Source organism: Pseudomonas gregormendelii, assembly GCF_017114825.1.
Lineage (GTDB): Bacteria > Pseudomonadota > Gammaproteobacteria > Pseudomonadales > Pseudomonadaceae > Aquipseudomonas > Aquipseudomonas gregormendelii.
Genome location: NZ_JADEVO010000030.1, coordinates 52,526 through 78,678 on the forward strand (window position 1 = coordinate 52,526; position 26,153 = coordinate 78,678).

Consider the following 26,153-nt stretch of genomic DNA (forward strand, 5'->3'; position numbering starts at 1 on the left):
ATGACCGCGCCCTGGCAGCCGTTGCTCGAATGGTGGTTTGGCTCAGCCCAGACCTCTGACGAGGTAGCGGCTGACAAGGGCAAGTTATGGTTCGGCAAGCACGACCGCCAGGACCTCGAGGCGCAAACGCGTTTCGGGGACTGGGTCGAGCAGGCGCTGGCCGGCGGATTGACTGACTGGGCGCAACGCCCCGACGGTTGGCTGGCGCTGGTGCTGTTGCTCGATCAGCTGCCACGCATGATCTATCGCGACTCCCCCAAAGCCTTTTGCGGTGACCTCAGGGCTCAAGCCCTGGTAGCCCAAGGCATTGCTGCGGATTTTGATCGGCAGTTGCAGCCGATTCAGCGGGTATTCATCTACATGGTGTTCGAGCATTGCGAGAATCTGGCGGTGCAGAACGAGGCCGTTTCGCGGTACATCGATCTGGTTAACCAACAACCTGAGGGTGATCAGGCGTTGTTTACCGATTACCTGAATTACGCCGAAAAGCATCAGAAGGTGATTGCGCGGTTTGGGCGGTTTCCGCATCGCAATGCAGTGTTGGGAAGGGATTCGACGGCTGAAGAGTTGGCGTTTCTTTCGGGGCCTGGTTCAAGGTTCTAGATTTTCCTTGCGGCTGATGCCGTCATCGCCAGCAGGCTGGCTCCCACATTGGGGTTGTGTCGTTCACAATCCCCTGTGGGAGCCAGCCTGCTGGCGATGGGGCCAGTGAAAGCAGTTTAAATCCTGAAGCTACCCACCAACTGTTTAAGCCGCGCCGCCTGCTGCTCCAGATCCGAGCATGCCCGCAACGTCGACTGCAAGTTCTCCACGCCTTCCTGATTCAGCATGTTGATTTCGGTAATGTCGACATTGATCGACTCCACCACTGCCGTCTGTTCCTCAGTGGCCGTCGCCACCGACTGGTTCATGCCATCGATCTCACCGATACGCTGGGTCACGCTACCCAGGCGCTCGCCGGCCTGGTTGGCGATGCCGACACTGCTTTCGCTCTGACGCTGGCTATCGGTCATGGTGCTCACCGCTTCCCGGGCGCCGACCTGCAGTTCCTCGATCATCTTCTGCACCTGCTGCGCCGAGTCCTGGGTGCGGTGCGCCAGGTTGCGTACCTCATCGGCGACCACGGCAAACCCACGTCCGGCTTCGCCGGCACGGGCCGCTTCGATGGCTGCGTTCAGGGCCAGCAGGTTGGTCTGCTGGGAGATGCTGGTGATCACTTCCAGAATCTGCCCGATGTTCACCGTGCTGCTGTTAAGCGTTTCGATGTTGCCGCAGGAATCACTGATCTTCGCCGACAGCTGCTGCATCGCGGCAATGGTCTTGTCGACCACCTGCTGGCCGTCTTCGGCCAGGGCCCGCGCATCGCTCGAATGTTGCGAGGCGAGGGCTGCATTCTGGGCGATTTCCTGGGCGGCGGCCCCCAGTTCGTTGATCGCCGCAGCCACACTGCTGGTGCGCGATGCTTGCTGGTCGGAGTTGAACATCGACGAGTTCGAAGCTGCCACTACGCGCAGGGCGACTTCGTTGACCTGGCCGGTGGCGGACGCCACTTCAGTGATGGAAGTATGGATACGTTCCACGAAGCGGTTGAACGAAGTGCCCAGCGCGCCGAATTCGTCATGACCGTGGATAGTCAGCCGCCGGGTCAGGTCGCCTTCACCTTCAGCGATGTCGTGCATGGCACGGCCCATGGTCAGCAGCGGTTGCATCAGGAAGCTGATGAGCATGCCCAGCAGCGCAATGATGATCACCACCGCAATCACCATGGCAATGATCGCCGAGGTGCGGAATTCGCTGAGCATCGCGAACGCGGTTTCCTGGTCGAGCACCAGTGCCACGTACCAGTCCGCCGAAGGCACACCGTTGACGTGAGTGAAGGAGATGAACTGGCTTTTACCGCCGATCTCGACCTCTTTCAGCCCCGGGCTCACGGTCGGTGCCCCATTGGGGTAGGCGTCGGCCAGGCTCTTGAGGACAAAGTTGCTGTCCGGATGGATCAGGATCTTGCCGTCGGCGCTGACGATAAACGCATGGCCGTGGCCACCGAAGTTCAGCGAGTTGATGATCGCGCTGACGCTGGACAGGTCGATGTCTGCACCGGCGACGCCAATCATCTGGCCCTGGCGTTGCACCGGTGTTGCCACCGTGATCACCAGTTTGCCTGAGGACGCTGCGATGTAGGGTTCAGTGACCACCGTCTGTTTTGCACTGTTGGCCGCTTTGTACCAGCCGCGGGCGCGGGGATCGTAGTCGGCGGCGCGATTGCCGGCCGGGACCGAGAACATCACGCCGTCGCTGCCACCGAAATAGCTCAGCTGGAAGTTACTGGTATAGGCCGGCAGGTCGATAGCGCGCTTGAGGCTGGCCGGCGCGGAGCCGTCTATTGCAATCTGCTGGGACAGCGATTGCAGCAACTGAATGCGGCTTTCCAGCCAGGTCTGGATGTTGCTGGTGGTCAGGCTGCCCAGTTCCTGCATCGACGCTTGCGTACTGCTGCGCAGGGTCTGGCGCTGGCGGTAGTCGTTGAACAGGATGAAACAGGCGAATGCAACGGCCACCACGAGGGCGGCAGCCAGCAGGATCTTGTGGCTGAACTTCATGTTTCTGGTCATTAAGTGAGCTACCGCGCAGGGACTGGTGTGGTCGCGATTTGCTCGTGCGAGGGAGTTTGATAATCGCGTGTGGTTAATCGAACCGCGTTATCGTTGGCATCCATCGCGAGCAAGCTCGCTCCTACATGATGTGTCGACCGCACCGTGCCAAAGATTAGGCGTCCTGCTGCAAAATTGGCGAATTGATGAGTGGCGCGGCAAAGTTGCTGATTTTTCGGAACATGGCAGACGAGTGGATCGACAAATAGGCTGCCGGCCGGGGAACCAGATTGGGGTTTTCTCTTCTAAGCTTCTGCTTGGCAGCCATGCCAACCCCCTTCGCCCCAGGAGCTACACCATGTCGCTGCGCTCTATCGCCCTGCTTTCGTTCTGCGTGCTGTTGGCCGCATGCAGCAAGGTCAATCAGGAAAACTATTCGAAGTTGTCCTCGGGCATGCCCAAGGCCGAGGTTGAAACCTTGCTGGGCAAGCCTACCGATTGCTCCGGCGCGCTCGGCATGTCCAGTTGCACCTGGGGCGACAAGAACAGCTTTATCAGCGTGCAGTACGCCGGTGACAAAGTGTTGATGTTTTCTGGCCAAGGCCTGAAGTAAACCGGGGCTTCGCGCCCACGGGAGAAAAACAATGAAGCGGTTATTATTTGTTCTTTTGGCCGGCCTGGTATTGGCCGGCTGCGCCACTTCTGGCGATGAGTCGCTGGCGCCGAAAACGGTCGACAGCGTCAACCTGAAGAAATATCAAGGCACCTGGTATGAGCTGGCGCGCCTGCCGATGTATTTCCAGCGCAACTGTGCGCAATCCGAAGCCCATTACACCCTCAAGTCCGACGGTAATGTGCTGGTGCTGAACCGCTGCCTGACGGCGGATTGGCAATGGGAAGAGGCCCAAGGCACCGCCTGGCCACAAGTGCCAGGCAAGACCGACAAGCTGTGGGTCGAATTCGACAACTGGTTTTCGCGCTTGCTGCCGGGTGTAGCGAAGGGCAATTACTGGGTGCTGTACGTCAGCGACGACTACAAGACTGCCATTGTTGGCGATCCGAGCCGTCGTTACCTGTGGTTGCTGTCACGCAGCCCCACCGTCAACGGCGTAACGCGCGAAGAGCTGCTGAGCAAGGCGCGACAGCAGGGGTACGACACCACGCGATTGATCTGGCGTGCCTCCGATACGCAGATGGCGAAGACTTCGAACTAGCGGGCACCGAAGATCAAAACTGTGGGAGCGAGCCTGCTCGCGATAGCGGTCTGTCAGCCAATATCTCTGTTGGATATGACGGCCTCATCGCGAGCAGGCTCGCTCCCACATTTCGTTTTGCGTTAACCCAATAGATCGCGCAGGACTTGGGTGAACGCACGGCTGCTTTCTTCTTCGCCGGCATGGCGCCCGTCGCGCACGACCCACTGGCCATTGACCAGGACATCGCGCACCTGGCGATCGCCACCGGCAAACAGCCAGCGATTGAGAATGGCGTCACCGCTGGCTGTTGCCAGGTACGGATCGTTGCCATCGAGCACCAGCCAGTCCGCTCGCTTGCCGACTTCCAGTGCGCCAATTGGCTGACCCAGCGCCTGGGCGCCGCCATCCAGTGCCGCGTCATATAACGTGCGGCCAACCATCGGTTGATCGGCGCCATACAGGCGGTTACGCCGCTGGTCACGCAGACGCTGACCGTATTCAAGCCAACGCAACTCCTCCACCACGCTCAATGACACGTGGCTGTCGGAACCGATCCCCATGCGCCCGCCCTGAGCCAGGAAGTCCACCGCCGGGAAAATACCGTCGCCCAGGTTGGCTTCAGTCGTCAGGCACAGGCCGGCAATGGCGCGACTCCTGGCCATCAACGTAACCTCTTCCGGGTTGGCGTGGGTCGCGTGGACCAGGCACCAGCGTTGGTCGACTTCGGTGTTTTCGTATAGCCATTGCAGTGGTCGACGACCGCTCCAGGCCAGGCAGTCATCGACTTCCTTCTGCTGCTCGGCAATATGAATGTGCACCGGGCATTGGGTGTCGCTGGCCGCCAGTACTTCGCTGATCTGCTGGGGCGTGACGGCGCGTAACGAGTGGAAACACAAACCCAGGGACTGCGCCGGCTGTCCGGCCAGGATCGGCTGCAGGCGCGACTGCAGCTTGAGGTAGTTCTCGGTGCTGTTGATAAAGCGCCGCTGACCCTCGTCCGGCGCCTGGCCGCCGAAGCCGGAATGGCTGTAGAGCACGGGCAGCAGCGTCAGGCCTATGCCGGCAGACGCCGCCGCCTGGCTGATACGCAGCGCCAGTTCTGCAGGATCGGCATACGCCTGGCCGCTGGTGTCGTGGTGCACGTAATGAAATTCGGCGACCGACGTATAGCCCGCCTTGAGCATCTCGATGTACAGCTGACGAGCGATGACGCCGAGCTGCTCCGGGCTGATTTTTCCGACGAGACGGTACATCAGGTCGCGCCAGGTCCAGAAACTGTCGTTTGGATTGCCTGCCACTTCCGCCAGCCCGGCCATCGCCCGCTGGAATGCGTGGGAGTGCAGATTCGGCATGCCCGGCAGCAGCGGCCCCTTTATCCGTTCGGCGCCATCTGCTTGAGAATTGGCCTGGACAAGGGTCAGCACGCCATCGGCGCTGACCTCAAGACGTACATCATTGGCCCATCCGTTAGGCAGCAGTGCGCGTTCGGCAAAGAAGGCGGACATGGTTCAGCACCCCATCGTGTGTTATTTGTATATACATATACAGACGTTTGCCTCGTCGGTAAACTCCGGCAAGCTAGCAATCTCATCCAGATGAACAAGGATTAACCGTGCCGACTCCGCCTGCTGTCTCTCCGTTGGCCGCGAACATGGGCGACAGTCCGGCGCCCCTGTACGCCCGCGTCAAACAGATGATCACCCAGCAAATCGACAGTGGTAACTGGCCGCCGCATTACCGCGTGCCCTCGGAAAGCGAACTGGTCAGCCAGCTGGGTTTCAGCCGCATGACCATCAACCGTGCCCTGCGCGAGATGACCGCCGACGGCCTGTTGGTGCGTATGCAGGGTGTGGGTACGTTCGTTGCCGAGCCGAAAAGCCAGTCGGCCCTGTTTGAAGTGCACAACATCGCCGACGAAATCGCCTCTCGCGGCCATCGTCACACCTGCAAGGTGATCACCCTGGAAGAAGAAGCCGCCGGCTCCGAGCGTGCACTGGCGCTGGACATGCGCGAAGGCCAGAAGGTTTTTCACTCGCTGATCGTGCACTTCGAGAATGATATTCCGGTGCAGATCGAAGACCGTTTTGTTAACGCGCTGGTGGCCCCGGATTACCTCAAGCAGGACTTCACCCTGCAAACGCCGTACGCCTACCTCAACCAGGTCGCACCGCTGACCGAAGGCGAGCACGTGGTCGAGGCGATACTGGCTGAGGCCAGCGAATGCAAATTGCTGCAAATTGAAAAAGGCGAGCCATGCCTGCTGATTCGTCGCCGGACCTGGTCGGGGCGTCAGCCGGTGACTGCCGCGCGGTTGATCCACCCCGGTTCCCGTCATCGTCTGGAAGGTCGGTTCCATAAATGAACATGAAGGTTTTACGCGCCAAAGATTACCCACGAATGCCATGGAAAAACGGCGGAGGCAGCACTGAGGAAATTACCCGGGATGCGGGCACGGGCCTGGACGGTTTCGGCTGGCGCCTGTCGATTGCCGATATTGCCGAGTCGGGCGGGTTCTCGATGTTTGCCGGTTACGAACGCGTGATCACCGTGCTGCAAGGCGAGGGCATGACCCTGCGCGTTGATGGCCAGGACACACGGCCATTGTTACCGCTGGACCCGTTTGCCTTTAGCGGCGAGAGCCAGGTGTCCTGCAGATTGCTCGACGGGCCGATCCGCGACTTCAACCTGATCTATGCGCCGCAGCGCTACAGCGCGAGGTTGCAGTGGCTGGCAGGGGAGCAGCGGTTTTTCAGTTCGGCGGGGACTGTGCTGGTGTTCAGTGTCACTGACGCGTTAGAAGTGAAAGTCGGTAACAGTGCCCAGCAATTGGGCCGCCATGATTGCCTACAGGTTGATGGTAATGCCGGTCTGCTGGAAGTCTCCAGTGGCGGTAATTGCTGTGTGATTGAGCTGATCGCGCGCTGATCCAAGCTTCTAAAAGATCGCAGCCTTCGGCAGCTCCTACAGGATGTACGCCATCTCATCGTAGGAGCTGCCGAAGGCTGCGATCTTTTGCTTTCCGGCGTTCCAAAACGCGCACCACTTTGTTACCGAACGCCCCAGGGTGGCGCAAAACCGCGCTCCAGTAACAGCCCTCCCAGGTGCGTTCAAATTCTCCGAAAAAATTTCATGCACGTCAAAACCCTTGATCTACAGGCTCTGCACTTCTTTCAGAATTTTTCTTGAACAGCCATCCAGCAAGTTGGCCGCTTGATTGCATATGCTTGTATGTACAAGTAAAGACGTATGCGTATGAGTCGATCAGGACTCCTCGCAGCGTCAACTGATTCGCTTGTGGCGCAACGACGCGCACAGGCTGGCTTGCCCCTTCCAGGGTTGGTTTGAATTGATCGCTGAGGAGTCTTTTTCGTGACTGACAACAAAACCACTAAGTTTCGTGACGTAGAAATCCGTGCCGCCCGCGGTAACAAGCTGACCGCCAAGAGCTGGCTGACCGAAGCGCCGCTGCGCATGTTGATGAACAACCTCGACCCGGAAGTTGCCGAGAACCCTAAAGAACTGGTGGTTTACGGTGGTATCGGGCGTGCCGCACGTAACTGGGAGTGCTACGACAAGATCGTCGAAAGCCTGACCAACCTGAACGACGACGAGACCCTGCTGGTGCAATCCGGCAAGCCGGTCGGCGTGTTCAAGACTCACAGCAACGCACCGCGGGTACTGATCGCCAACTCCAACCTGGTGCCCCACTGGGCGAGCTGGGAGCACTTCAACGAACTCGACGCCAAAGGCCTGGCCATGTACGGCCAGATGACCGCCGGCAGCTGGATCTACATCGGCAGCCAGGGCATCGTCCAGGGCACCTACGAAACCTTCGTCGAAGCCGGTCGCCAACACTACAACGATGACCTCAAGGGGCGTTGGGTGCTGACCGCTGGCCTGGGCGGGATGGGTGGCGCCCAGCCACTGGCGGCAACCCTGGCCGGCGCTTGCTCGCTGAACATCGAGTGCCAGCAGGTGAGCATCGATTTCCGCCTGAACAGCCGTTATGTCGACGAACAGGCCACTGACCTCGACGACGCGCTGGCGCGTATCGACAAATACACCAAGGAAGGCAAGGCAATTTCCATTGCGCTGCTGGGTAACGCGGCCGAGATCCTGCCGGAACTGGTCAAGCGCGGCGTGCGCCCGGACATGGTCACCGACCAGACCAGCGCCCACGATCCGCTCAATGGTTACCTGCCAGCCGGCTGGACCTGGGAAGAGTACCGCGCTCGCGCCAAGACCGAGCCTGCTGCCGTGGTCAAGGCTGCCAAGCAATCGATGGCCGTGCACGTTAAAGCGATGCTCGAGTTCCAGAAGCAAGGCATCCCGACCTTCGACTACGGCAACAACATCCGCCAGATGGCCCAGGAAGAGGGTGTGGAAAATGCCTTCGACTTCCCTGGCTTCGTGCCGGCCTACATCCGTCCGCTGTTCTGCCGAGGCATTGGTCCGTTCCGCTGGGCGGCACTGTCGGGTAACGCTGAAGACATCTACAAGACCGACGCGAAAGTAAAAGAGCTGATCCCGGACGACGCTCACCTGCACAACTGGTTGGACATGGCGCGCGAACGCATCAGCTTCCAGGGTCTGCCGGCACGTATCTGCTGGGTTGGCCTGGGCCTGCGCGCCAAGCTTGGCCTGGCGTTCAACGAAATGGTGCGCAGCGGTGAGCTGTCGGCACCGATCGTGATCGGTCGTGACCACCTGGATTCCGGCTCTGTTGCCAGCCCGAACCGCGAAACCGAATCGATGCAGGACGGTTCCGACGCCGTGTCCGACTGGCCACTGCTTAACGCTCTGCTGAACACCGCGAGCGGTGCGACCTGGGTTTCCCTGCACCACGGCGGCGGCGTCGGCATGGGCTTCTCCCAGCACTCGGGCATGGTGATTGTCTGCGACGGTACTGATGAGGCGGCTGAGCGAATTGCACGCGTGCTGCACAACGACCCGGCAACCGGGGTCATGCGTCACGCCGATGCGGGTTACCAGATCGCGATCGACTGCGCCAAGGAACAGGGGCTGAACCTGCCGATGATTACCGGTAAATAACGCAACCCCCTGTGGGAGCTGGCTTGCCAGCGATAGCGACGGCCCTGCTGGAATTGATGTTGAAGGTGCTGACGTCATTGCTGGCAAGCCAGCTCCCACAGAGCCCGAGTAAGCCCGACAGAACAATTAAAACAATCCACAGAGGTTGAATCATGGCTGTTAACAACGAACGTGCAGGCACTAAACCCTTGATCGAGAAGCGCTCGATCGACTACATCCCGGAAGCGGAAAGACACGGTCGTCTGTTGAGCCAGTTCACCCTGTGGATGGGTGCCAACCTGCAAATCACCGCGATTGTCACCGGGGCCCTGGCCGTGGTGCTGGGCGGTGATGTGTTCTGGTCGTTGATCGGTCTGTTGATCGGGCAATTGCTGGGCGGTGGGGTGATGGCGTTGCATGCGGCGCAAGGGCCCAAGCTGGGCTTGCCGCAGATGATTTCCAGCCGGGTGCAGTTCGGCGTGTATGGCGCGGCGATCCCGATCGTGCTGGTGTGCCTGATGTACCTGGGCTTCACCGCCACCGGAACCGTACTGTCCGGCCAGGCGCTGGGCCAGTTGTTCGGCGTCAGCGACAGCGTCGGTATCCTCATCTTCGCCAGTGTCATTGTGCTGGTCACGGTGCTTGGTTATCGGGTGATCCACTGGATTGGCCGTGTCGCCAGCGTCATCGGCGTGATTGCCTTTGTCTACCTGTTCTACCGCCTGATGAGCCAGACAGACGTCGGCGCACTCCTGCAAATTCGCCACTTCAGCTGGAGCAGCTTCCTGCTGGCGGTATCACTCGCCGCGTCCTGGCAGATCGCGTTCGGCCCGTACGTGGCTGACTATTCTCGCTACCTGCCAAGCAGCACGTCTTCGGTGAAAACCTTCTTTGCCGCCGGCGCGGGTTCGGTAATTGGCGCACAAGTGGCGATGATTCTCGGCGTGTTTGCCGCCGCTTCGGCCAACGGGCAGTTCGCCGGCCATGAAGTGGCCTACATTGTGGGCCTGGGCGGTACCGGTGCCACCGCTGCGTTGCTGTACTTCAGCATCGCATTCGGCAAGGTCACCATCTCTACGCTGAACTCCTATGGCAGCTTCATGTGTATCGCGACCATCATCAGCGGTTTTCGTGGTCACCTGCAGGTGTCGCGCTTGCAGCGACTGGTGTTCGTTCTGTTCATTGTCGGCACTGCGACCCTGATCGCGCTGCTCGGCCAGCACTCGTTCCTCGGTGCGTTCAAGTCCTTCATCCTGTTCCTGCTGGCGTTCTTCACGCCATGGAGCGCGATCAACCTGGTGGACTACTACTGCATCACCCGCGAACGTTATGACGTGCCGGCGCTGGCCGATCCCAATGGCCGCTACGGTCGCTGGAACGCCCTGGGTATCAGCATCTATGTGTTCGGTGTATTGGTGCAGCTGCCGTTCATCGCCACCAAGTTCTATACCGGTCCGCTGGTGGAAGCCATGGGCGGTGTGGATATTTCCTGGATCATCGGCCTGGTGCTTCCAGCCGCTCTATATTACGTGTGCGCCAAAAAATGGCATGGCACCGTACCCGATCAACTGATCCTGCCAGTCGAGCAGGACAGCGTTGCACCACCAAAAACCAGCGGGGCCGGTCGCGCTGCGGCGCAGGCCTGATTGGACGTGGACAGGGCTGGATGCCTCTTGACTGCCGTAAGCCCATTCATGATTAGGAGCGTCACGACAATGAAATCGAACAAGACCCTGCTGACCGCACTACTTTCCATGGGCCTGCTCGCCAGTGCCGGCGCCACCCAGGCAGCCGGCTGGTGCGAGTCGGGCAAACCGGTGAAATTTGCCGGCCTGAACTGGGAAAGCGGCATGTTGCTCACCGACGTGCTGCAGGTCGTGCTGGAGAAAGGCTACGACTGCAAGACCGACAGCCTGCCGGGCAACTCCATCACCATGGAAAACGCTTTGAGCAGCAACGATATCCAGGTTTTCGCCGAGGAGTGGGTGGGCCGTAGCGAGGTCTGGAACAAGGCCGAGAAGGCCGGCAAGGTCGTCGGGGTCGGCGCTCCTGTTACCGGCGCCGTAGAAGGCTGGTATGTGCCGCGTTACGTCATCGAGGGCGACCCCAGCCGCAAGCTGGAAGCCAAGGCCCCTGACCTGAAGAACATCGCCGACCTGGCCAAGTACGCTGCAGTGTTCAAGGATCAGGAAGAGCCGTCCAAAGGCCGTTTCTACAACTGCCCGGCTGGCTGGACATGCGAGCTGGACAACAGCGAGATGCTCAAGAGCTACGGCCTGGAAAGCACCTACACCAACTTCCGCCCAGGCACCGGCCCGGCGCTGGATGCGGCAGTGCTGTCGAGCTACAAGCGCGGCGAGCCGATCCTGTTCTACTACTGGTCGCCAACTCCGCTGATGGGCCAGGTCGACCTGGTCAAGCTCGAAGAAAAACCGGGCGTGGACAAGAGCGTGACCATCAAGGTCGGCCTGTCCAAGACCTTCCACGACGAAGCCCCGGAACTGGTGGCGGTGCTGGAAAAGGTCAACCTGCCAATCGACTTGCTGAACCAGAACCTGGGGCGCATGGCCAAGGAGCGGATCGCTTCGCCAAAACTGGCGAAAATCTTCCTCAAGGAACATCCTGAAGTCTGGCATGCATGGGTGAGCGAAGACGCTGCCAGGAAAATCGACGCGGCCTTGTAGGTCCAGCGTTCCGACTGTCGAGCCCGGCAGTCGGGTGCTGCATCTCAACCCCCTTGATCGAGAGTCTCTTATGTTTCCCGAAAGCTTTACCTTTTCCATCGCCGACTGGGTCAACGGTTGGGTCGATTCGCTGGTCACCAACTACGGCGATGTGTTCCGGCAGATCTCCGACACCCTGTTGTGGGCCATCGTCAATCTTGAGGGGCTGCTGCGTGCTGCGCCCTGGTGGCTGATGCTGGCGATCGTGGCGGGCGTTGCCTGGCACGCGACCCGCAAGGTTGTGACAACTGCCATTATCGTCGGCTTGCTGTTCCTGGTCGGTGCCGTCGGTCTCTGGGACAAGCTGATGCAAACCCTCGCGCTGATGATGGTCGCGACGGTGATATCGGTACTGATCGGCATACCGCTGGGCATCCTCTCGGCGCGCAGCAATCGCCTGCGTTCGGTTCTGATGCCATTGCTCGACATCATGCAGACCATGCCGAGTTTCGTGTACCTGATTCCGGTATTGATGTTGTTCGGCCTGGGCAAGGTCCCGGCGATTTTCGCCACGGTGATCTACGCCGCGCCGCCGCTGATCCGCCTGACCGACCTGGGCATTCGCCAGGTCGACGGTGAAGTGATGGAAGCGATCAACGCCTTCGGTGCCAACCGCTGGCAGCAACTGTTCGGCGTGCAGCTGCCGCTGGCCCTGCCGAGCATCATGGCCGGGATCAACCAGACCACCATGATGGCCCTGTCGATGGTGGTAATCGCCTCGATGATCGGTGCCCGTGGCCTGGGAGAGGATGTGCTGGTAGGGATTCAGACCCTCAACGTCGGACGAGGCCTGGAGGCCGGCCTGGCGATCGTGATTCTGGCAGTGGTCATCGACCGCATTACTCAGGCGTATGGTCGGCCACGGCATGAGGTGAGCAAATGAACGACGTAACCGTGAGCAAAATCGAAGTCAAAAACGTCTTCAAGATTTTTGGCAACCGTGCGCAGGATGCGCTGGCCATGGTCGGCCAAGGCAAGACCAAGGACCAGGTGCTGGCCGAAACCGGCTGCGTGGTCGGGGTCAACGACCTGTCGTTGAGCATCGGCACTGGCGAGATTTTCGTGATCATGGGCCTGTCCGGTTCGGGCAAGTCGACGCTGGTGCGTCACTTCAATCGCCTGATCGACCCCACCAGCGGCGCGATCCTGGTGGACGGTGTGGACATCCTGCAATACGACATGGAAGCCCTGCGCGAATTTCGCCGGCACAAGATCAGCATGGTGTTCCAGAGCTTCGGTCTGCTGCCGCACAAGACCGTGGTGGAGAACGTCGCCTACGGCCTGAAAGTGCGTGGCGAGAGCAAGCAGATGTGCTCCGAGCGCGCGCTGCACTGGATCAACACCGTGGGCCTCAAGGGTTACGAAAACAAATACCCGCATCAGCTCTCGGGCGGCATGCGCCAACGGGTGGGCCTGGCCCGGGCCTTGGCCGCAGACACGGACATCATCCTGATGGACGAGGCGTTCAGCGCTCTCGACCCGCTGATCCGCGCGGAGATGCAGGACCAGTTGCTGGAGCTGCAGAAGACCTTGCACAAGACCATCGTGTTCATCACGCACGACCTGGATGAGGCGGTGCGCATTGGTAACCGGATCGCGATCCTCAAGGATGGGCGGTTGATCCAGGTGGGTACGCCGCGCGAGATCCTGCATTCGCCGGCGGATGAGTATGTCGACCGGTTTGTGCAGCGGCGGGCAGCGGTGGTTTGAAGATATTTGCGGTGTAAGTGCTGGCCCCATCGCGGGCAAGCCTTGCTCCCACAGGGATGGGGTTTGTTCCACAGTTTGTGTGCACACCTCGGAACCTGTGGGCGCTGGCTTGCCAGCGATGGCGTCGGCGATGCTGCATCAATATTCAGGTATGAGGTAGAGATGTCCCAGGCTGAAACAATCGTTATCGCCGACGCCCCGATGCGTTGGCAGGATGTGGTCTCGGTTGCCCGTCATGGCGCACAGCTTGAGCTGTCGGCGCAGGTCTGGGCGCGGATCGAGAACGCCCAAGCCATCGTCCAGCGCATCGTCGCCAGCGGCGAGCGCGCGTACGGCGTCAACACTGGTCTGGGCGCACTGTGCAACGTCTCGCTGAAAGACGAGCAACTCAGCCAGCTGTCGCGCAACACGCTGCTCAGCCACGCCTGTGGCGTCGGCGCTCCATTGGCCGACGAGCAGACGCGCGCAATCATGTGTGCGGCGATCCGCAATTTCAGTCATGGCAAATCCGGCATTCACCGTCGAGTGATCGAAGCGCTGCTGGCGCTGGTCAATCGAGGCATCACCCCGCAAGTGCCCTCCCAGGGTTCAGTCGGTTATCTGACCCACATGGCGCACATCGGCATCGTGCTGTTGGGTGTCGGCACTGTGAGCTATCGCGGGAACATAGTTTCTGCGCAGCAAGCCCTGGCCGAAGAAGGTCTGCAACCGGTCCAGCTCGGTGCCAAGGATGGCCTGTGCCTGGTCAACGGCACGCCGTGCATGACCGGCCTGAGCTGCCTGGCGATTGCTGATGCCACGCGTCTGCTGCAATGGGCTGATGTGATCGGTGCGATGAGCTTTGAAGCCCAGCGTGGCCAGATCGCGGCGTTCGATGCCGAGATCATTGCGCTCAAACCACATCCTGGCATGCAGCAGGTCGGGCTCAACTTGCGAGCGTTGCTGGATGGCAGTGAAGTGATCGCGTCGAGCAAGGGCGTGCGCACGCAGGATGCGCTGAGCATCCGCTCGATCCCGCAAGTTCACGGCGCCGCCCGCGATCAGCTGGAGCACGCCAGAAAGCAGATTGAAACCGAGCTCAACTCGGTCACCGATAACCCGATGCTGCTGGGCACACCGGACGATTTCCGCATCATGTCCCAGGCCAACCCGCATGGTCAGTCAGTGGCCCTGGCCGCTGATTTGCTGGCCATTGCCATGGCGGAAATCGGCTCCATTGCCGAGCGGCGCCTGGACCGCTTGATCAACCCGCATGTCAGCGGTCTGCCGGCATTCCTGGTGGCCAATCCCGGGGTGAACTCCGGGATGATGATCGTCCAGTACGTCGCCGCTTCGCTATGCGCGGAGAACCGTCAGTTGGCGCAACCGGCGGTGCTCGACAACTACGTCACCTCGGGTCTGCAGGAAGATCACCTGAGCATGGGCACCAATGCCGCGCTGAAGCTGCATCGCGCGCTGGAAAACTGCACGCAGATCCTGGCGATCGAATACTTGCTGGCCGCCCAGGCGTTCGAATTCCTCAAGCCGCAACGTTTTGGCGTCGGCACCGATATCGCCTGGCGCCTGCTGCGTGAACAGGTTCCGGCCTACGATCAGGATCGTTGGCTGGCCCCGGACATTGCCGCCGCCGCCAGCGTGCTGAAAGATCCGCAGCGGCTGCACGACGCGTTACCGAATTTGCACTGACCAATACCCACACCAGCGTGCCAAGGCGCGGATCGTCCAGAAGACGAGAGGCGACGGATAACGGAATGCTCCGGAGCGACTGGTAGTTAATAACAAACTCTCATAAGGAGCATTTGAATGACTGCGCTAAACCTGATTCCCGGCCAACTGAGCCTTGCCCAACTGCGCGATGTTTATCAGCAGCCGGTCAAAATCAGCCTTGACGACAGCGCCTCGGCGCAGATCGAGGCCAGCGTTGCCTGCGTTGAGCAGATACTCGCCGAGAACCGCACCGCCTACGGCATCAACACCGGTTTCGGTCTGCTGGCCTCGACTCGCATCGCCAGCGAAGACCTGGAAAACCTGCAGCGCTCACTGGTGCTGTCCCATGCCGCCGGTGTTGGCGAGCCGATCAGCGACGCCCTGGTGCGGCTGGTCATGGTGCTCAAGGTCAACAGCCTGAGTCGTGGTTTCTCCGGCATTCGCCGGGTGGTGATCGATGCGTTGATCGCGTTGATCAACGCCGAGGTCTACCCGCACATTCCGTTGAAAGGTTCGGTCGGTGCTTCCGGTGACCTGGCGCCGCTGGCGCATATGTCCCTGGTGCTGCTGGGTGAGGGCAAGGCGCGCTACAAGGGCGAATGGCTGGAGGCGACCGAAGCGTTGAAAGTCGCCGGCCTGACCCCGCTGACCTTGGCGGCAAAGGAAGGCCTGGCGCTGCTCAACGGTACCCAGGTGTCCACCGCCTACGCCCTGCGCGGCCTGTTTGAAGGTGAAGACCTGTTCGCCGGCGCCGTGGCGCTGGGGGCCCTGACGGTCGAGGCGGTACTGGGCTCGCGCTCGCCATTCGACGCACGCATCCACGCCGCTCGCGGGCAAAAAGGCCAGATCGACGCCGCTGCTGCTTACCGCGATTTGCTCGGCGAGCGCAGTGACGTGTCTGACTCGCACCAGAACTGCGATAAGGTCCAGGACCCATACTCCCTGCGCTGCCAGCCGCAAGTCATGGGCGCCTGCCTGACGCAATTGCGCCAGGCTGCCGAAGTGCTGGCGGTCGAAGCCAACGCGGTGTCGGATAACCCGCTGGTGTTCGCCGCCGAAGGCGACGTGATTTCCGGCGGTAACTTCCACGCCGAGCCGGTGGCCATGGCTGCGGACAACATGGCCTTGGCCATCGCTGAAATCGGTTCCCTGAGTGAACGTCGCATTTCGCTGATGATGGACAAGCACATGTCGCAATTGCCGCCGTTCCTTGTGGCCAATGGTGGCGTCAACTCCGGGTTCATGATCGCCCAGGTGACGGCGGCGGCACTGGCCAGCGAGAACAAGGCGCTGTCCCATCCGCATTCGGTCGACAGCCTGCCGACTTCGGCCAACCAGGAAGACCACGTATCGATGGCGCCGGCTGCGGGCAAGCGTTTGTGGGAAATGGCCGAGAATACGCGTGGGGTGCTGGCGGTGGAGTGGCTGGCAGCGTGCCAGGGCCTGGATCTGCGTGAAGGCTTGAAGACCTCGGCGAAGCTGGAAAAAGCTCGCGCCATTTTGCGTGCTGAAGTGGCGTTTTATGAGAAGGACCGGTTCTTTGCGCCGGACATCAACGCGGCGACTGAATTGTTGGCGACGCGTTGTTTGAATGATCTGGTCTCGGTGAAGTTGCTGCCGAGCCTGTAAGGCCGCTCATGTAGGAGCTGCCGAAGGCTGCGATCTTTTGATCTTGCTTATTAAAAGATCGCAGCCTCGTTGCACTCGACAGCTCCTACAGGTGAATGCGTATCTCTTGTGGGAGCGGGCTTGCTCGCGAATCGATTTTGAACAAGACGAGGAACTCGGGATGAAAACGCTCTGGCAACACTGCCACGTCGCAACCATGGCGCAAGGCGTCTACTCGGTCATCGAGGACGCGGCCATCGTGACGTCCGGTGCGCTCATAGAGTGGATTGGCCCACGTGCCGACCTGCCGGCAGGCGACTACCCGGCGGTCAACGATTTGAATGGGGCCTGGGTTACGCCAGGCCTGATCGACTGCCACACCCATACGGTGTTCGGCGGTAACCGCAGCGGCGAGTTCGAACAGCGCCTGCAAGGCTTGAGCTACGCCGAAATCGCCAACCAGGGCGGGGGCATCGCCAGCACCGTGCGCGCCACCCGTGCCGCGAGTGAAGATGAACTGTTCGCCAGCGCGGCCAAGCGACTCAAAAGCCTGATGCGCGACGGCGTAACTACGGTAGAGATCAAATCCGGCTACGGCCTGGACCTGGCCAGCGAACGCAAGATCCTGCAGGTGATCCGCCGCCTGGGCGCCGAATTGCCGATCAGCGTGCGCAGCACCTGCCTGGCCGCTCACGCCTTGCCTCCCGAATATGCTGATCGCGCCGACGCCTACATCGAGCACATCTGCACTGAAATGCTTCCGGCTCTGGCCGCCGAAGGCCTGGTGGACGCGGTCGACGCGTTCTGCGAATACCTGGCGTTCTCGCCAGAGCAGGTCGAGCGTGTGTTCGTCACTGCTCAGGGGCTCGGCCTGCCAGTCAAGCTGCATGCCGAGCAATTGTCGTCCCTGCACGGCTCCAGCCTGGCCGCGCGTTACCACGCGCTGTCCGCCGACCACCTGGAGTTCATGGACGAAGACGACGCCATCGCCATGGCGGCTTCCGGCACCGTCGCGGTGCTGCTGCCGGGCGCGTTCTACTTCCTGCGCGAAACCCAATTGCCGCCCATGGAAGCCCTGCGCAAGCACGGCGTGAAAATCGCCATCGCCAGCGACCTCAACCCGGGCACTTCGCCGGCGCTGTCGTTACGCCTGATGCTGAACATGGCCTGCACCTGCTTCCGCATGACCCCCGAAGAAGCCCTCGCCGGCGCGACCATCCATGCCGCTACGGCATTGGGCATGGCCGGCACCCATGGTTCGCTGGAAGCCGGCAAGGTCGCGGACTTTGTGGCCTGGCAAATCGATCGTCCTGCCGACCTGTCGTACTGGCTGGGCGGCGATCTGGAAAAACGCGTCGTGCGCCACGGCGTCGAAACGAGCGTATAGGAGAGCAGCTGTGGACAAGGTTCTGAATTTCCAACAAGGTCGTGTGCCGCTGCTGATCAGCATGCCCCACGCGGGCCTGCGCCTGACTCCCGCGGTCGAGGCCGGGTTGATTCCTGACGCGCGCAGCCTGCCGGATACCGACTGGCACATTCCCAGGCTCTATGAGTTTGCCGCTGAATTGGGCGCCAGCACGCTGGCGGCCGAGTACTCGCGCTTTGTCATCGACCTGAATCGACCGTCTGACGACAAGCCGTTGTACGCCGGGGCGACCACCGGTCTGTACCCGGCCACGCTGTTCGACGGCATCCCCTTGTTCAGCGAAGGCATGGAACCGTCACCGGCAGAGCGGGCGACCTATCTGGAACAGATCTGGACGCCGTATCACCGCACCTTGCAGAACGAACTGGCGCGCCTGAAGGCCGAGTTCGGCTACGCGTTGCTGTTCGATGCGCACTCGATTCGCTCGATCATCCCGCACCTGTTCGACGGCAAGCTGCCGGACTTCAACCTTGGCACCTTCAATGGCGCCAGTTGCGACCCACAGCTGGCCACCGAACTGGAAGCGATCTGCGCTCGCCACACCGATTACAGCCATGTGCTCAATGGTCGTTTCAAGGGCGGCCACATCACCCGGCATTACGGCAACCCGGCGCAAAACATTCATGCGGTGCAGCTGGAGCTGGGCCAGTGCACGTACATGGAAGAGTTTGAGCCGTTCCGCTATCGACCGGACCTGGCAGCACCGACGCAGGTGGTGCTTCGGGAGTTATTGCAAGGGTTGCTGGCTTGGGGCCAGAAGCACTGAAGCCAACTGCGCGCGCGTGCTCAATCACGTAATTCGGGTTTATGATGCCAGACGGCAGAATAATAGAAGTCCCCACAGGGATGACCTCGACCCCTTACGGAGCGCGCAATGCAGACTTTGTACCCGCAGATCAAACCCTACGCCCGGCACGATCTGGCCGTCGATGGAACCCACACGCTGTATGTCGACGAAAGTGGTTCGCCGCAAGGCTTGCCTGTGGTGTTTATCCACGGTGGCCCGGGCGCCGGGTGTGATGCCCAGAGCCGTCGGTACTTCGACCCGAATCTGTATCGCATTGTCACCTTCGACCAGCGTGGCTGTGGTCGCTCCACGCCCCATGCCAGCCTGGAAAACAACACCACCTGGGATCTGGTCGCCGACCTGGAGCGAATCCGCAAGCACCTGGGCATCGACAAATGGGTGCTGTTCGGTGGCTCCTGGGGCTCGACCCTGGCACTGGCCTATGCGCAGACCCATCCGGAACGTGTTCACGGCCTGATCCTGCGTGGGATTTTTCTCTGCCGGCCGCAGGAAATCGAATGGTTCTATCAGGCGGGCGCCAGCCGGCTGTTCCCTGACTATTGGCAGGATTACATTGCACCGATCCCGCTGGACGAACGTGAGGATCTGCTCGGCGCGTTCCACCGGCGCCTGACCGGCAATGACCAGATTGCCCAGATGCACGCGGCGAAGGCCTGGTCCACCTGGGAAGGCCGGACCGCGACCCTGCGCCCGAACCCACTGGTCGTCGACCGCTTCTCGGAGCCCCAGCGAGCCTTGTCGATCGCCCGGATCGAGTGCCATTATTTCACCAACAACGCTTTTCTCGAGCCTAACCAACTGATCCGCGACATGGGCAAGATCGCCCATCTGCCCGGCGTGATTGTTCATGGCCGCTACGACGTGATCTGCCCACTGGATAACGCCTGGGAACTGCACCAGAACTGGCCGAACAGTGAACTGCAGGTGATTCGTGACGCCGGCCATGCCGCCTCCGAGCCGGGCATTACCGATGCGCTGGTGCGCGCCGCCGATCTGATGGCGCGCCGCATGCTCGACCTGTCGCCTGAAGAAGCATGAAGGCTCTGCTGCAACGCGTGAGCAGCGCGCGAGTCGAGGTGGAGGGTGAAGTGGTCGGTGCAATCGACCAGGGTTTGCTGGTGCTGGTGGCGGTCGAACCCGACGATACACGGGCCAGCGCCGACAAACTTCTGCATAAGCTGCTTAACTATCGGGTGTTCAGTGACGCCGAGGGCAAGATGAACTTGTCCTTGGTGGATGTGTGCGGTGGTTTGCTGCTGGTCTCTCAGTTCACCCTGGCCGCTGATACCAAGAGCGGGTTGCGCCCCAGCTTCTCGACTGCTGCCCCTCCGGCACTGGGCGAAGAGCTTTTTGACTATCTATTAGGCAAAGCGAAACAAATGCATGGCACAGTGACATCAGGTAGATTCGGCGCGGATATGCAGGTGTATCTGGTCAATGATGGCCCGGTCACCTTCCTGTTACAGGCCTGAAAGCGCTTGAAACATCTTTTTAAGCGCATTTCGAGCGGAAACAGGGGGTTTTCGCGATAAATACTTTGTTACCCCTGATGCGTTGTAACGCGGCCTACTAGATAATCGCGCGCTACGGGGATCAGCGTTCGTTGGTCCATTTTGACTTAGGTAGAGACTTGTCCTGGACCTGTTGGGGAATCATTTTGCCCCATGGGAGTCGGAACAATGCTCGCCAACCTGGCATATAGATAGCTGGCCGTTGGTTTTTTGATCTGTTTTCGGCGAGGGTTGCTCGTGATTGTTAGTCCCTGTATTGCACCAAAATTGTCTGCCAAACGGCTACGAAGCGCTCTGGTAGCGGGCTCTGCACTGCTTTGCCTGCTCAGCGCCGGCCAGCTTTGGGCATTCAGTCTGGATGATGTGTCGGTCAAGGCAAAAGAGCTGGCCGGGCAGAAATACGAAGCCCCGCGCAGTAATCTGCCGAACGAATTCCGCGATATGAAGTTCGCGGACTATCAAAAAATTCGTTTCCTCACCGAAAAAGCCGAATGGGCCGATCAGAAAACCCCGTTCAAGCTGTCGTTCTATCACCAGGGCATGCACTTCGATACCCCGGTGAAAATCAACGAAATCACGGCCAATACGGTCGAGGAGATCAAATACGACCCAAGTCGTTTTGATTTCGGCGACGTCAAGTTTGATCCCAAGGCCACTGAGCAACTGGGTTATGCCGGTTTCCGTGTGCTGTACCCGATCAACAAGGCCGACAAGCAGGACGAAATCATGACCATGCTGGGCGCGAGCTACTTCCGCGTCGTCGGCAAGGGTCACACCTATGGTTTGTCCGCCCGTGGCATGGCCATTGATACCGCTTTGCCTTCCGGCGAAGAATTCCCGCGTTTCACCGAGTTCTGGATCCAACAGCCAAAACCGGGTGACAAGCACCTGGTGATCTTTGCGCTGCTCGACTCCCCGCGTGCGACCGGTGCCTACCGCCTGACCCTGCGTCCGGGCAGCGATACCATCGTCGACGTCAAGGCGCAGATGTTCCTGCGCGACAAGGTCACCAAACTGGGCATCGCCCCACTGACCAGCATGTTCCTGTTCGGCGCCAACCAGCCATCCAAGGTGCTCAACTACCGTCGTGAACTGCACGACTCCAGCGGCCTGGCGATCCATGCCGGCAACGGTGAGTGGATCTGGCGCCCGCTGAACAACCCTAAGCACCTGTCCGTCAGCAACTTCGCCGTCGAGAACCCGCGCGGTTTTGGTCTGCTGCAACGTGGTCGCGACTTCAGCCACTATGAAGACCTGGACGACCGCTACGACAAGCGCCCAAGTGCCTGGATCGAGCCAAAAGGCGATTGGGGCAAGGGTTCTGTCGACCTGGTGGAAATCCCGACTGCCGATGAAACCAACGACAACATCGTGGCGTTCTGGAGTCCGGAAAAACTGCCTGAGCCAGGCCAGCCGCTGGATGTCGCCTACCGCCTGCACTGGACGATCGATGAAGCGGCGCTGCACGCACCCGATAGCGCCTGGGTCAGCCAGACCCTGCGTTCCACCGGTGACGTCAAGCAGTCCAACCTGATCCGTCAGCCGGACGGCAGCGTTGCCTACCTGGTGGACTTCGAAGGCCCGTCCCTGGCAGCCCTGCCGCCTGAGACTGACGTTCGCAGCCAGGTCAGCGTCGGTGACAACGCCGAACTGGTCGAGAACAGCGTGCGTTACAACCCTGTAACCAAGGGCTGGCGCCTGACCCTGCGGATGAAGATCAAGGATCCGGGTAAATCCACCGAGATGCGTGCTGCACTGGTGCAGAACATCGTACCTGAGGACCTGGCAAAGACTTCGTTGCCTGTTTCCAGCTCCTCCGTGGCCAAGGCCGACAAGGTTGCCGCCAAGCAGCAGGAGAAGGCGGACAAGGAAACCAAGCTGGCAGAGGCCAAGCAGGCTGATGCCAAGCCAGTAGCGGATACCGCCAACAAGGCCAACAAAGACGCCAAGCAGCCTGCAGCTGCCGATGCGGCCCCAGCCACACCGGAATCGGCGCCGACTGAAGAAGTCCTGACCGAGACCTGGAGCTACCAGTTGCCTGCCGATGAGTAATTCTCAAGTACAGCCAGAGACGCTTGCCGAGTATCTGGCGCATCTGCCGATGACCGACCAGCAGCGCGCGGAACTCGCGGGCTGCCAGTCTTTCAGCGAGCTGCACCAGCGGCTGTCGTCTTCGACGTTCGACGCGCCGAGCGAGGCCGCCCAGGCCTCGGTCGGCAAGCGCCTGGCCCTGAGCACGGCCGAAGAGCTGGAAGACGCGCAAATGCTGGCGCTCGACGCCAGCGGTCGGGTTTGCCTGAAGGCGACCCCGCCGATCCGTCGGACCAAGGTCGTGCCGGAGCCATGGCGCACCAATATCCTGGTGCGTGGCTGGCGCCGGCTGACCGGTCGCACCAATCCACCGGCCCCGCCGAAGGATGAACGGGTGTTGCCGGCGGCTCGCTGGCGCACCGTCGGTTCGATCCGTCGCTACATCCTGCTGGTGCTGATGCTCGGCCAGACCATCGTTGCCGGCTGGTACATGAAAGGCATCATGCCGTATCAGGGCTGGTCGTTCGTCGACCTCAACGAAGTCCTGCACCAACCGCTGCTGCAGACGGCTACGCAAGTACTGCCGTATGCGCTGCAAACCAGCATCCTGATTCTGTTCGGGATTCTGTTCTGCTGGGTGTCTGCCGGGTTCTGGACGGCGCTGATGGGCTTCCTCGAGCTGCTCACCGGCCACGACAAGTACCGTATTTCCGGTAAAAGCGCTGGTAATGAGCCGATCGCCAAGGATGCGCGCACTGCGCTGGTGATGCCGATCTGCAACGAAGATGTGCCGCGGGTATTTGCCGGGTTGCGGGCGACCTTCGAGTCGGTAGCGGCCACAGGTGACCTCGATCGCTTCGACTTCTTCGTGCTCAGCGACAGTAACGATGCCGACATCTGCGTCGCCGAACAACAGGCCTGGCTCGACGTCTGCCGCGAAGCCAAGGGCTTCGGCAAGATTTTCTATCGCCGCCGCCGTCGTCGCGTCAAGCGCAAGAGCGGTAACCTCGACGACTTCTGCCGTCGCTGGGGGGGTGACTACAAGTACATGGTGGTGCTCGACGCGGACTCCGTGATGAGCGGCGAATGCCTGACCAGCCTGGTACGCCTGATGGAAGCCACGCCGGACGCCGGGATCATCCAGACTGCGCCGCGCGCATCGGGCATGGACACGCTGTATGCACGCATGCAGCAGTTCGCCACCCGGGTCTATGGGCCGCTGTTCACCGCCGGCCTGCACTTCTGGCAGTTGGGCGAATCCCATTATTGGGGCCACAACGCGATCATTCGCATGAAGCCGTTCATCGAGCACTGCGCCCTGGCGCCGTTGCCGGGTAAAGGCGCGTTTGCAGGTGCGATTCTGTCCCACGACTTCGTCGAAGCGGCGCTGATGCGCCGTGCCGGCTGGGGCGTATGGATTGCCTACGACCTGCCGGGCAGCTACGAAGAACTGCCGCCAAACCTGCTGGACGAACTCAAGCGTGACCGTCGCTGGTGCCACGGTAACCTGATGAACTTCCGGCTGTTCCTGGTCAAGGGCATGCACCCGGTTCACCGGGCGGTATTCCTCACTGGTGTGATGTCTTATTTGTCGGCCCCGTTGTGGTTCTTCTTCCTCGTGCTGTCGACGGCGCTGCTGGCGGTCAACACGCTAATGGAACCGCAGTACTTCATGGAGCCGCGACAGCTGTATCCGTTGTGGCCACAGTGGCACCCGGACAAGGCCGTCGCGCTGTTCTCGACCACCATCGTGCTGCTGTTCCTGCCGAAGTTGCTGAGCATCATCCTGATCTGGGCCAAGGGCGCGAAAGAGTTCGGTGGCAAGTTCAAGGTGACCCTGTCGATGCTGCTGGAGATGCTGTTCTCCGTGCTGCTGGCGCCGGTGCGGATGATTTTCCACACGCGTTTCGTGCTCGCCGCGTTCCTTGGCTGGGCCGCGACCTGGAACTCGCCCCAGCGTGACGATGACTCGACGCCATGGAGTGAAGCGGTCAAGCGCCACGGTCCGCAAACGCTGCTGGGCTTCCTCTGGGCGCTGCTGGTGATCTGGCTGAACCCGAGCTTCCTGTGGTGGCTGGTGCCGATCGTCGGTTCGTTGATGCTGTCGATTCCGGTGTCGGTGATTTCCAGCCGGGTTGGCCTGGGGCTCAAATCCCGTGACGAGAGCCTGTTCCTGATCCCTGAGGAATACAATCCGCCACAGGCGTTGCTGGCGACTGACCAGTACACCCACGAAAACCGCTATCACGCGCTGAACGACGGCTTTGTCCGGTCGGTGGTGGACCCGCAGCAGAACGCCCTGGCGTGTTCGCTGGCGACCTCCCGTCACGGTCAGGCGGAGCCGATCGAATGGCTGCGTATCGAGCGAGTGCGGCACGCATTGAAAGTCGGGCCGGATGGCCTGAACAACAATGAGCGCGTGCAACTGCTCAGTGATCCGGTGGCCCTGGCTCGCCTGCACGAGCAAATCTGGAACGAAGGTCATCCTGAGTGGCTGGAAGCGTGGCGCAAGTCGGTGAAAGCCGATCCGCATGCTCCGTTGCTGCCGCTTAAACCGCTGAGTGCGCAGCCTCAGTTGGCATAAAGCATTCCCCGGCTAAAAAGATCGTCCGACCGCGGCCCGAGCCTCCGGCAGCTCCTACAGGCTTTATCCGTAGGAGCTGCCGGAGGCTCGGGCCGCGGTCGGACGATCTTTTGCTTTTGCGTCTAACAAATCCTTCAAGGCTGCGATAGCATCCGTCCCCGAATTGGTGCGCCCGGACAACTTTCTGTTCGTATCTGCCGGTTTCCCCAGGGAAATCTGCTGTTTGCGCGCCTCATACCGCAATGGTTTTGGGGACTTGATGATGAAGAAGTATCTTTCGATGCTGCTGGTCGGCGTCACGGCATTGGTTGCAGTCAGCACGGCGCAGGCCGGTGCCATCGATGACGCGGTCAAGCGCGGCACGCTGAAAGTCGGGATGGACCCGACCTACATGCCCTTCGAAATGACCAACAAGCGCGGCGAGATCATCGGTTTCGAAGTCGACATCCTCAAAGCCATGACCAAGGCCATGGGCGTCAAGCTGGAGCTGGTGTCCACCGGCTACGACGGCATCATCCCGGCGCTGATGACCGACAAATTCGACATGATCGGCAGCGGCATGACCCTGACCCAGGAGCGTAACCTGCGCTTGAACTTCAGCGACCCCTTCATCGTCGTTGGCCAGACACTGCTGATCCGCAAAGAGCTGGAAGGCACCATCAAGTCCTACAAGGACCTGAACACCGCCGACTACCGCATCACCTCCAAGCTCGGCACCACGGGCGAGATGGTCGCGAAGAAGCTGATCTCCAAGGCCAAGTACCACGGCTACGACAACGAGCAGGAAGCTGTGCTGGACGTGGTCAACGGCAAGGCCGATGCCTTCATCTACGACGCGCCGTACAACGTTGTCGCCGTGAACAAGGTCGGGGCCGGCAAGCTGGTATTCCTCGACAAGCCGTTCACCTACGAGCCGCTGGCCTTTGGCCTGAAGAAGGGTGATTACGACAGCCTCAACTTCATCAACAACTTCCTGCACCAGATCCACGAAGACGGCACCTACGATCGCATCCATGACAAGTGGTTCAAGGACACCGCCTGGCTCAAGAACATGGAATAAGGCTCGGTCAGTAAGACCGCGCCGCTCCCATCGCCAGCAGGCTGAACTGGTCAAGCAATCCCGGACACCGTTTACGGTGCTTATGCCGCTTTTTGCTCCATAGCTATTGGCGACAGGTAGTTGTTGTAGCTGTGGAGCCTGGTGCGGTTGTAGTACATGAAGAAACG

22 protein-coding genes and 1 pseudogene are annotated in these 26,153 nt (G+C 60.6%); 19 read left to right on the forward strand and 4 right to left on the reverse strand.

The features are described 5' to 3' along the window. Positions 1-603 (forward strand): DUF924 family protein, encoded by a 603-nt coding sequence (locus IMW75_RS19605; protein WP_045061984.1) that lies wholly within the window; start codon positions 1-3, stop codon positions 601-603. A gap of 116 nt (positions 604-719) precedes the next feature. Here IMW75_RS19605 and IMW75_RS27420 read toward each other — a convergent pair whose 3' ends face one another. From IMW75_RS27420 to IMW75_RS19615, 3 genes and pseudogenes are all read right to left on the reverse strand, one after another. Beyond that, positions 720-1,484 carry a methyl-accepting chemotaxis protein gene (locus IMW75_RS27420; RefSeq protein ID WP_414704660.1) on the reverse strand — a complete coding sequence of 255 codons (765 nt, stop codon included), beginning with the start codon at positions 1,482-1,484 and terminating at the stop codon, positions 720-722. Between the two features lie 93 nt (positions 1,485-1,577). Further along, a pseudogene (locus tag IMW75_RS27425) lies at positions 1,578-2,612 on the reverse strand (HAMP domain-containing protein); the annotation flags it as partial. A gap of 154 nt (positions 2,613-2,766) precedes the next feature. Further along, on the reverse strand, positions 2,767-2,919 hold the full coding sequence (locus IMW75_RS19615; RefSeq protein WP_205893501.1) for a hypothetical protein: 153 nt from the start codon (positions 2,917-2,919) through the stop codon (positions 2,767-2,769). A gap of 30 nt (positions 2,920-2,949) precedes the next feature. Between IMW75_RS19615 and IMW75_RS19620 the strand changes: the two genes are divergently transcribed. Then, entirely contained in the window at positions 2,950-3,204 is a 255-nt protein-coding gene (locus IMW75_RS19620) for a lipoprotein (RefSeq protein WP_045061982.1), read from the forward strand. 31 nt (positions 3,205-3,235) lie between these two features. Further along, positions 3,236-3,805: a lipocalin family protein gene (locus tag IMW75_RS19625; protein WP_205893502.1), complete on the forward strand. Its 570-nt coding sequence runs from the start codon at positions 3,236-3,238 to the stop codon at positions 3,803-3,805. 122 nt (positions 3,806-3,927) lie between these two features. Here the strand turns inward: IMW75_RS19625 and IMW75_RS19630 are convergent, their stop codons facing one another. Next, positions 3,928-5,292, reverse strand: a complete 1,365-nt coding sequence (locus IMW75_RS19630) for a formimidoylglutamate deiminase (RefSeq protein WP_205893503.1) — start codon at positions 5,290-5,292, stop codon at positions 3,928-3,930. A gap of 146 nt (positions 5,293-5,438) precedes the next feature. Between IMW75_RS19630 and hutC the strand changes: the two genes are divergently transcribed. The 16 genes from hutC (at position 5,439) to IMW75_RS19710 (ending at position 25,986) form a co-directional block, all read left to right on the forward strand. Further along, the gene (gene hutC, locus IMW75_RS19635; protein WP_172435301.1) at positions 5,439-6,149 is read left to right on the forward strand and encodes a histidine utilization repressor; all 711 of its coding nucleotides are present in this window, start codon (positions 5,439-5,441) and stop codon (positions 6,147-6,149) included. Further along, the gene (locus IMW75_RS19640) at positions 6,146-6,712 is read left to right on the forward strand and encodes a HutD/Ves family protein (RefSeq protein ID WP_205893504.1); all 567 of its coding nucleotides are present in this window, start codon (positions 6,146-6,148) and stop codon (positions 6,710-6,712) included. Before hutC ends, IMW75_RS19640 begins: the two co-directional genes overlap by 4 nt. 444 nt (positions 6,713-7,156) lie before the next feature. After that, positions 7,157-8,839 (forward strand): urocanate hydratase, encoded by a 1,683-nt coding sequence (hutU, locus tag IMW75_RS19645; protein WP_045061978.1) that lies wholly within the window; start codon positions 7,157-7,159, stop codon positions 8,837-8,839. Positions 8,840-8,991: 152 nt separating this feature from the next. Beyond that, the gene (locus tag IMW75_RS19650; protein WP_045061977.1) at positions 8,992-10,464 is read left to right on the forward strand and encodes a purine-cytosine permease family protein; all 1,473 of its coding nucleotides are present in this window, start codon (positions 8,992-8,994) and stop codon (positions 10,462-10,464) included. 69 nt (positions 10,465-10,533) lie between these two features. Then, positions 10,534-11,502, forward strand: a complete 969-nt coding sequence (locus tag IMW75_RS19655; RefSeq protein WP_045061976.1) for an ABC transporter substrate-binding protein — start codon at positions 10,534-10,536, stop codon at positions 11,500-11,502. Between the two features lie 70 nt (positions 11,503-11,572). Beyond that, positions 11,573-12,424 carry an ABC transporter permease gene (locus tag IMW75_RS19660; protein WP_205893505.1) on the forward strand — a complete coding sequence of 284 codons (852 nt, stop codon included), beginning with the start codon at positions 11,573-11,575 and terminating at the stop codon, positions 12,422-12,424. After that, on the forward strand, positions 12,421-13,251 hold the full coding sequence (locus IMW75_RS19665) for a quaternary amine ABC transporter ATP-binding protein (RefSeq protein ID WP_052673021.1): 831 nt from the start codon (positions 12,421-12,423) through the stop codon (positions 13,249-13,251). Before IMW75_RS19660 ends, IMW75_RS19665 begins: the two co-directional genes overlap by 4 nt. A gap of 162 nt (positions 13,252-13,413) precedes the next feature. Beyond that, positions 13,414-14,937, forward strand: coding sequence for a histidine ammonia-lyase (hutH, locus tag IMW75_RS19670; protein WP_205893506.1), 1,524 nt, complete (start codon positions 13,414-13,416; stop codon positions 14,935-14,937). A gap of 117 nt (positions 14,938-15,054) precedes the next feature. Next, a complete protein-coding gene (gene hutH / locus IMW75_RS19675; RefSeq protein WP_045061973.1) occupies positions 15,055-16,587 on the forward strand; it encodes a histidine ammonia-lyase in 1,533 nt (510 codons plus the stop codon). A gap of 160 nt (positions 16,588-16,747) precedes the next feature. After that, entirely contained in the window at positions 16,748-17,953 is a 1,206-nt protein-coding gene (hutI, locus tag IMW75_RS19680) for an imidazolonepropionase (RefSeq protein ID WP_045061972.1), read from the forward strand. A 10-nt stretch (positions 17,954-17,963) separates the two neighbouring features. Then, the gene (gene hutG, locus IMW75_RS19685) at positions 17,964-18,758 is read left to right on the forward strand and encodes an N-formylglutamate deformylase (RefSeq protein ID WP_045061971.1); all 795 of its coding nucleotides are present in this window, start codon (positions 17,964-17,966) and stop codon (positions 18,756-18,758) included. A gap of 108 nt (positions 18,759-18,866) precedes the next feature. Next, on the forward strand, positions 18,867-19,838 hold the full coding sequence (gene pip, locus IMW75_RS19690; protein ID WP_045061970.1) for a prolyl aminopeptidase: 972 nt from the start codon (positions 18,867-18,869) through the stop codon (positions 19,836-19,838). Further along, positions 19,835-20,272, forward strand: coding sequence for a D-aminoacyl-tRNA deacylase (gene dtd, locus IMW75_RS19695; RefSeq protein WP_122841465.1), 438 nt, complete (start codon positions 19,835-19,837; stop codon positions 20,270-20,272). Before pip ends, dtd begins: the two co-directional genes overlap by 4 nt. A 276-nt stretch (positions 20,273-20,548) precedes the next feature. Then, on the forward strand, positions 20,549-22,363 hold the full coding sequence (locus tag IMW75_RS19700) for a glucan biosynthesis protein (RefSeq protein WP_205893507.1): 1,815 nt from the start codon (positions 20,549-20,551) through the stop codon (positions 22,361-22,363). After that, positions 22,356-24,926 (forward strand): glucans biosynthesis glucosyltransferase MdoH, encoded by a 2,571-nt coding sequence (mdoH, locus tag IMW75_RS19705; RefSeq protein ID WP_045061967.1) that lies wholly within the window; start codon positions 22,356-22,358, stop codon positions 24,924-24,926. Before IMW75_RS19700 ends, mdoH begins: the two co-directional genes overlap by 8 nt. 262 nt (positions 24,927-25,188) lie before the next feature. Then, positions 25,189-25,986, forward strand: coding sequence for a transporter substrate-binding domain-containing protein (locus tag IMW75_RS19710; RefSeq protein WP_205893508.1), 798 nt, complete (start codon positions 25,189-25,191; stop codon positions 25,984-25,986). The last annotated feature ends 167 nt before the right edge of the window (positions 25,987-26,153 follow it).

Excerpts from the sequence above, each read along its gene's own strand:
- IMW75_RS19660 (WP_205893505.1), top strand. The coding sequence starts at position 11,573 with ATGTTTCCCGAAAGCTTTACCTTTTCCATCGCCGACTGGGTCAACGGT.
- hutC (WP_172435301.1), top strand. The coding sequence starts at position 5,439 with ATGGGCGACAGTCCGGCGCCCCTGTACGCCCGCGTCAAACAGATGATC.
- IMW75_RS19640 (WP_205893504.1), top strand. The coding sequence starts at position 6,146 with ATGAACATGAAGGTTTTACGCGCCAAAGATTACCCACGAATGCCATGG.
- IMW75_RS19710 (WP_205893508.1), top strand. The coding sequence starts at position 25,189 with ATGAAGAAGTATCTTTCGATGCTGCTGGTCGGCGTCACGGCATTGGTT.
- hutH (WP_045061973.1), top strand. The coding sequence starts at position 15,055 with ATGACTGCGCTAAACCTGATTCCCGGCCAACTGAGCCTTGCCCAACTG.
- hutI (WP_045061972.1), top strand. The coding sequence starts at position 16,748 with ATGAAAACGCTCTGGCAACACTGCCACGTCGCAACCATGGCGCAAGGC.
- IMW75_RS19655 (WP_045061976.1), top strand. The coding sequence starts at position 10,534 with ATGAAATCGAACAAGACCCTGCTGACCGCACTACTTTCCATGGGCCTG.
- IMW75_RS19630 (WP_205893503.1), bottom strand. The coding sequence starts at position 5,292 with ATGTCCGCCTTCTTTGCCGAACGCGCACTGCTGCCTAACGGATGGGCC.
- IMW75_RS19650 (WP_045061977.1), top strand. The coding sequence starts at position 8,992 with ATGGCTGTTAACAACGAACGTGCAGGCACTAAACCCTTGATCGAGAAG.
- IMW75_RS19605 (WP_045061984.1), top strand. The coding sequence starts at position 1 with ATGACCGCGCCCTGGCAGCCGTTGCTCGAATGGTGGTTTGGCTCAGCC.
- hutH (WP_205893506.1), top strand. The coding sequence starts at position 13,414 with ATGTCCCAGGCTGAAACAATCGTTATCGCCGACGCCCCGATGCGTTGG.
- IMW75_RS19615 (WP_205893501.1), bottom strand. The coding sequence starts at position 2,919 with ATGGCTGCCAAGCAGAAGCTTAGAAGAGAAAACCCCAATCTGGTTCCC.
- IMW75_RS27420 (WP_414704660.1), bottom strand. The coding sequence starts at position 1,484 with ATGTTCAACTCCGACCAGCAAGCATCGCGCACCAGCAGTGTGGCTGCG.
- dtd (WP_122841465.1), top strand. The coding sequence starts at position 19,835 with ATGAAGGCTCTGCTGCAACGCGTGAGCAGCGCGCGAGTCGAGGTGGAG.
- mdoH (WP_045061967.1), top strand. The coding sequence starts at position 22,356 with ATGAGTAATTCTCAAGTACAGCCAGAGACGCTTGCCGAGTATCTGGCG.
- IMW75_RS19620 (WP_045061982.1), top strand. The coding sequence starts at position 2,950 with ATGTCGCTGCGCTCTATCGCCCTGCTTTCGTTCTGCGTGCTGTTGGCC.
- IMW75_RS19625 (WP_205893502.1), top strand. The coding sequence starts at position 3,236 with ATGAAGCGGTTATTATTTGTTCTTTTGGCCGGCCTGGTATTGGCCGGC.
- pip (WP_045061970.1), top strand. The coding sequence starts at position 18,867 with ATGCAGACTTTGTACCCGCAGATCAAACCCTACGCCCGGCACGATCTG.
- IMW75_RS19665 (WP_052673021.1), top strand. The coding sequence starts at position 12,421 with ATGAACGACGTAACCGTGAGCAAAATCGAAGTCAAAAACGTCTTCAAG.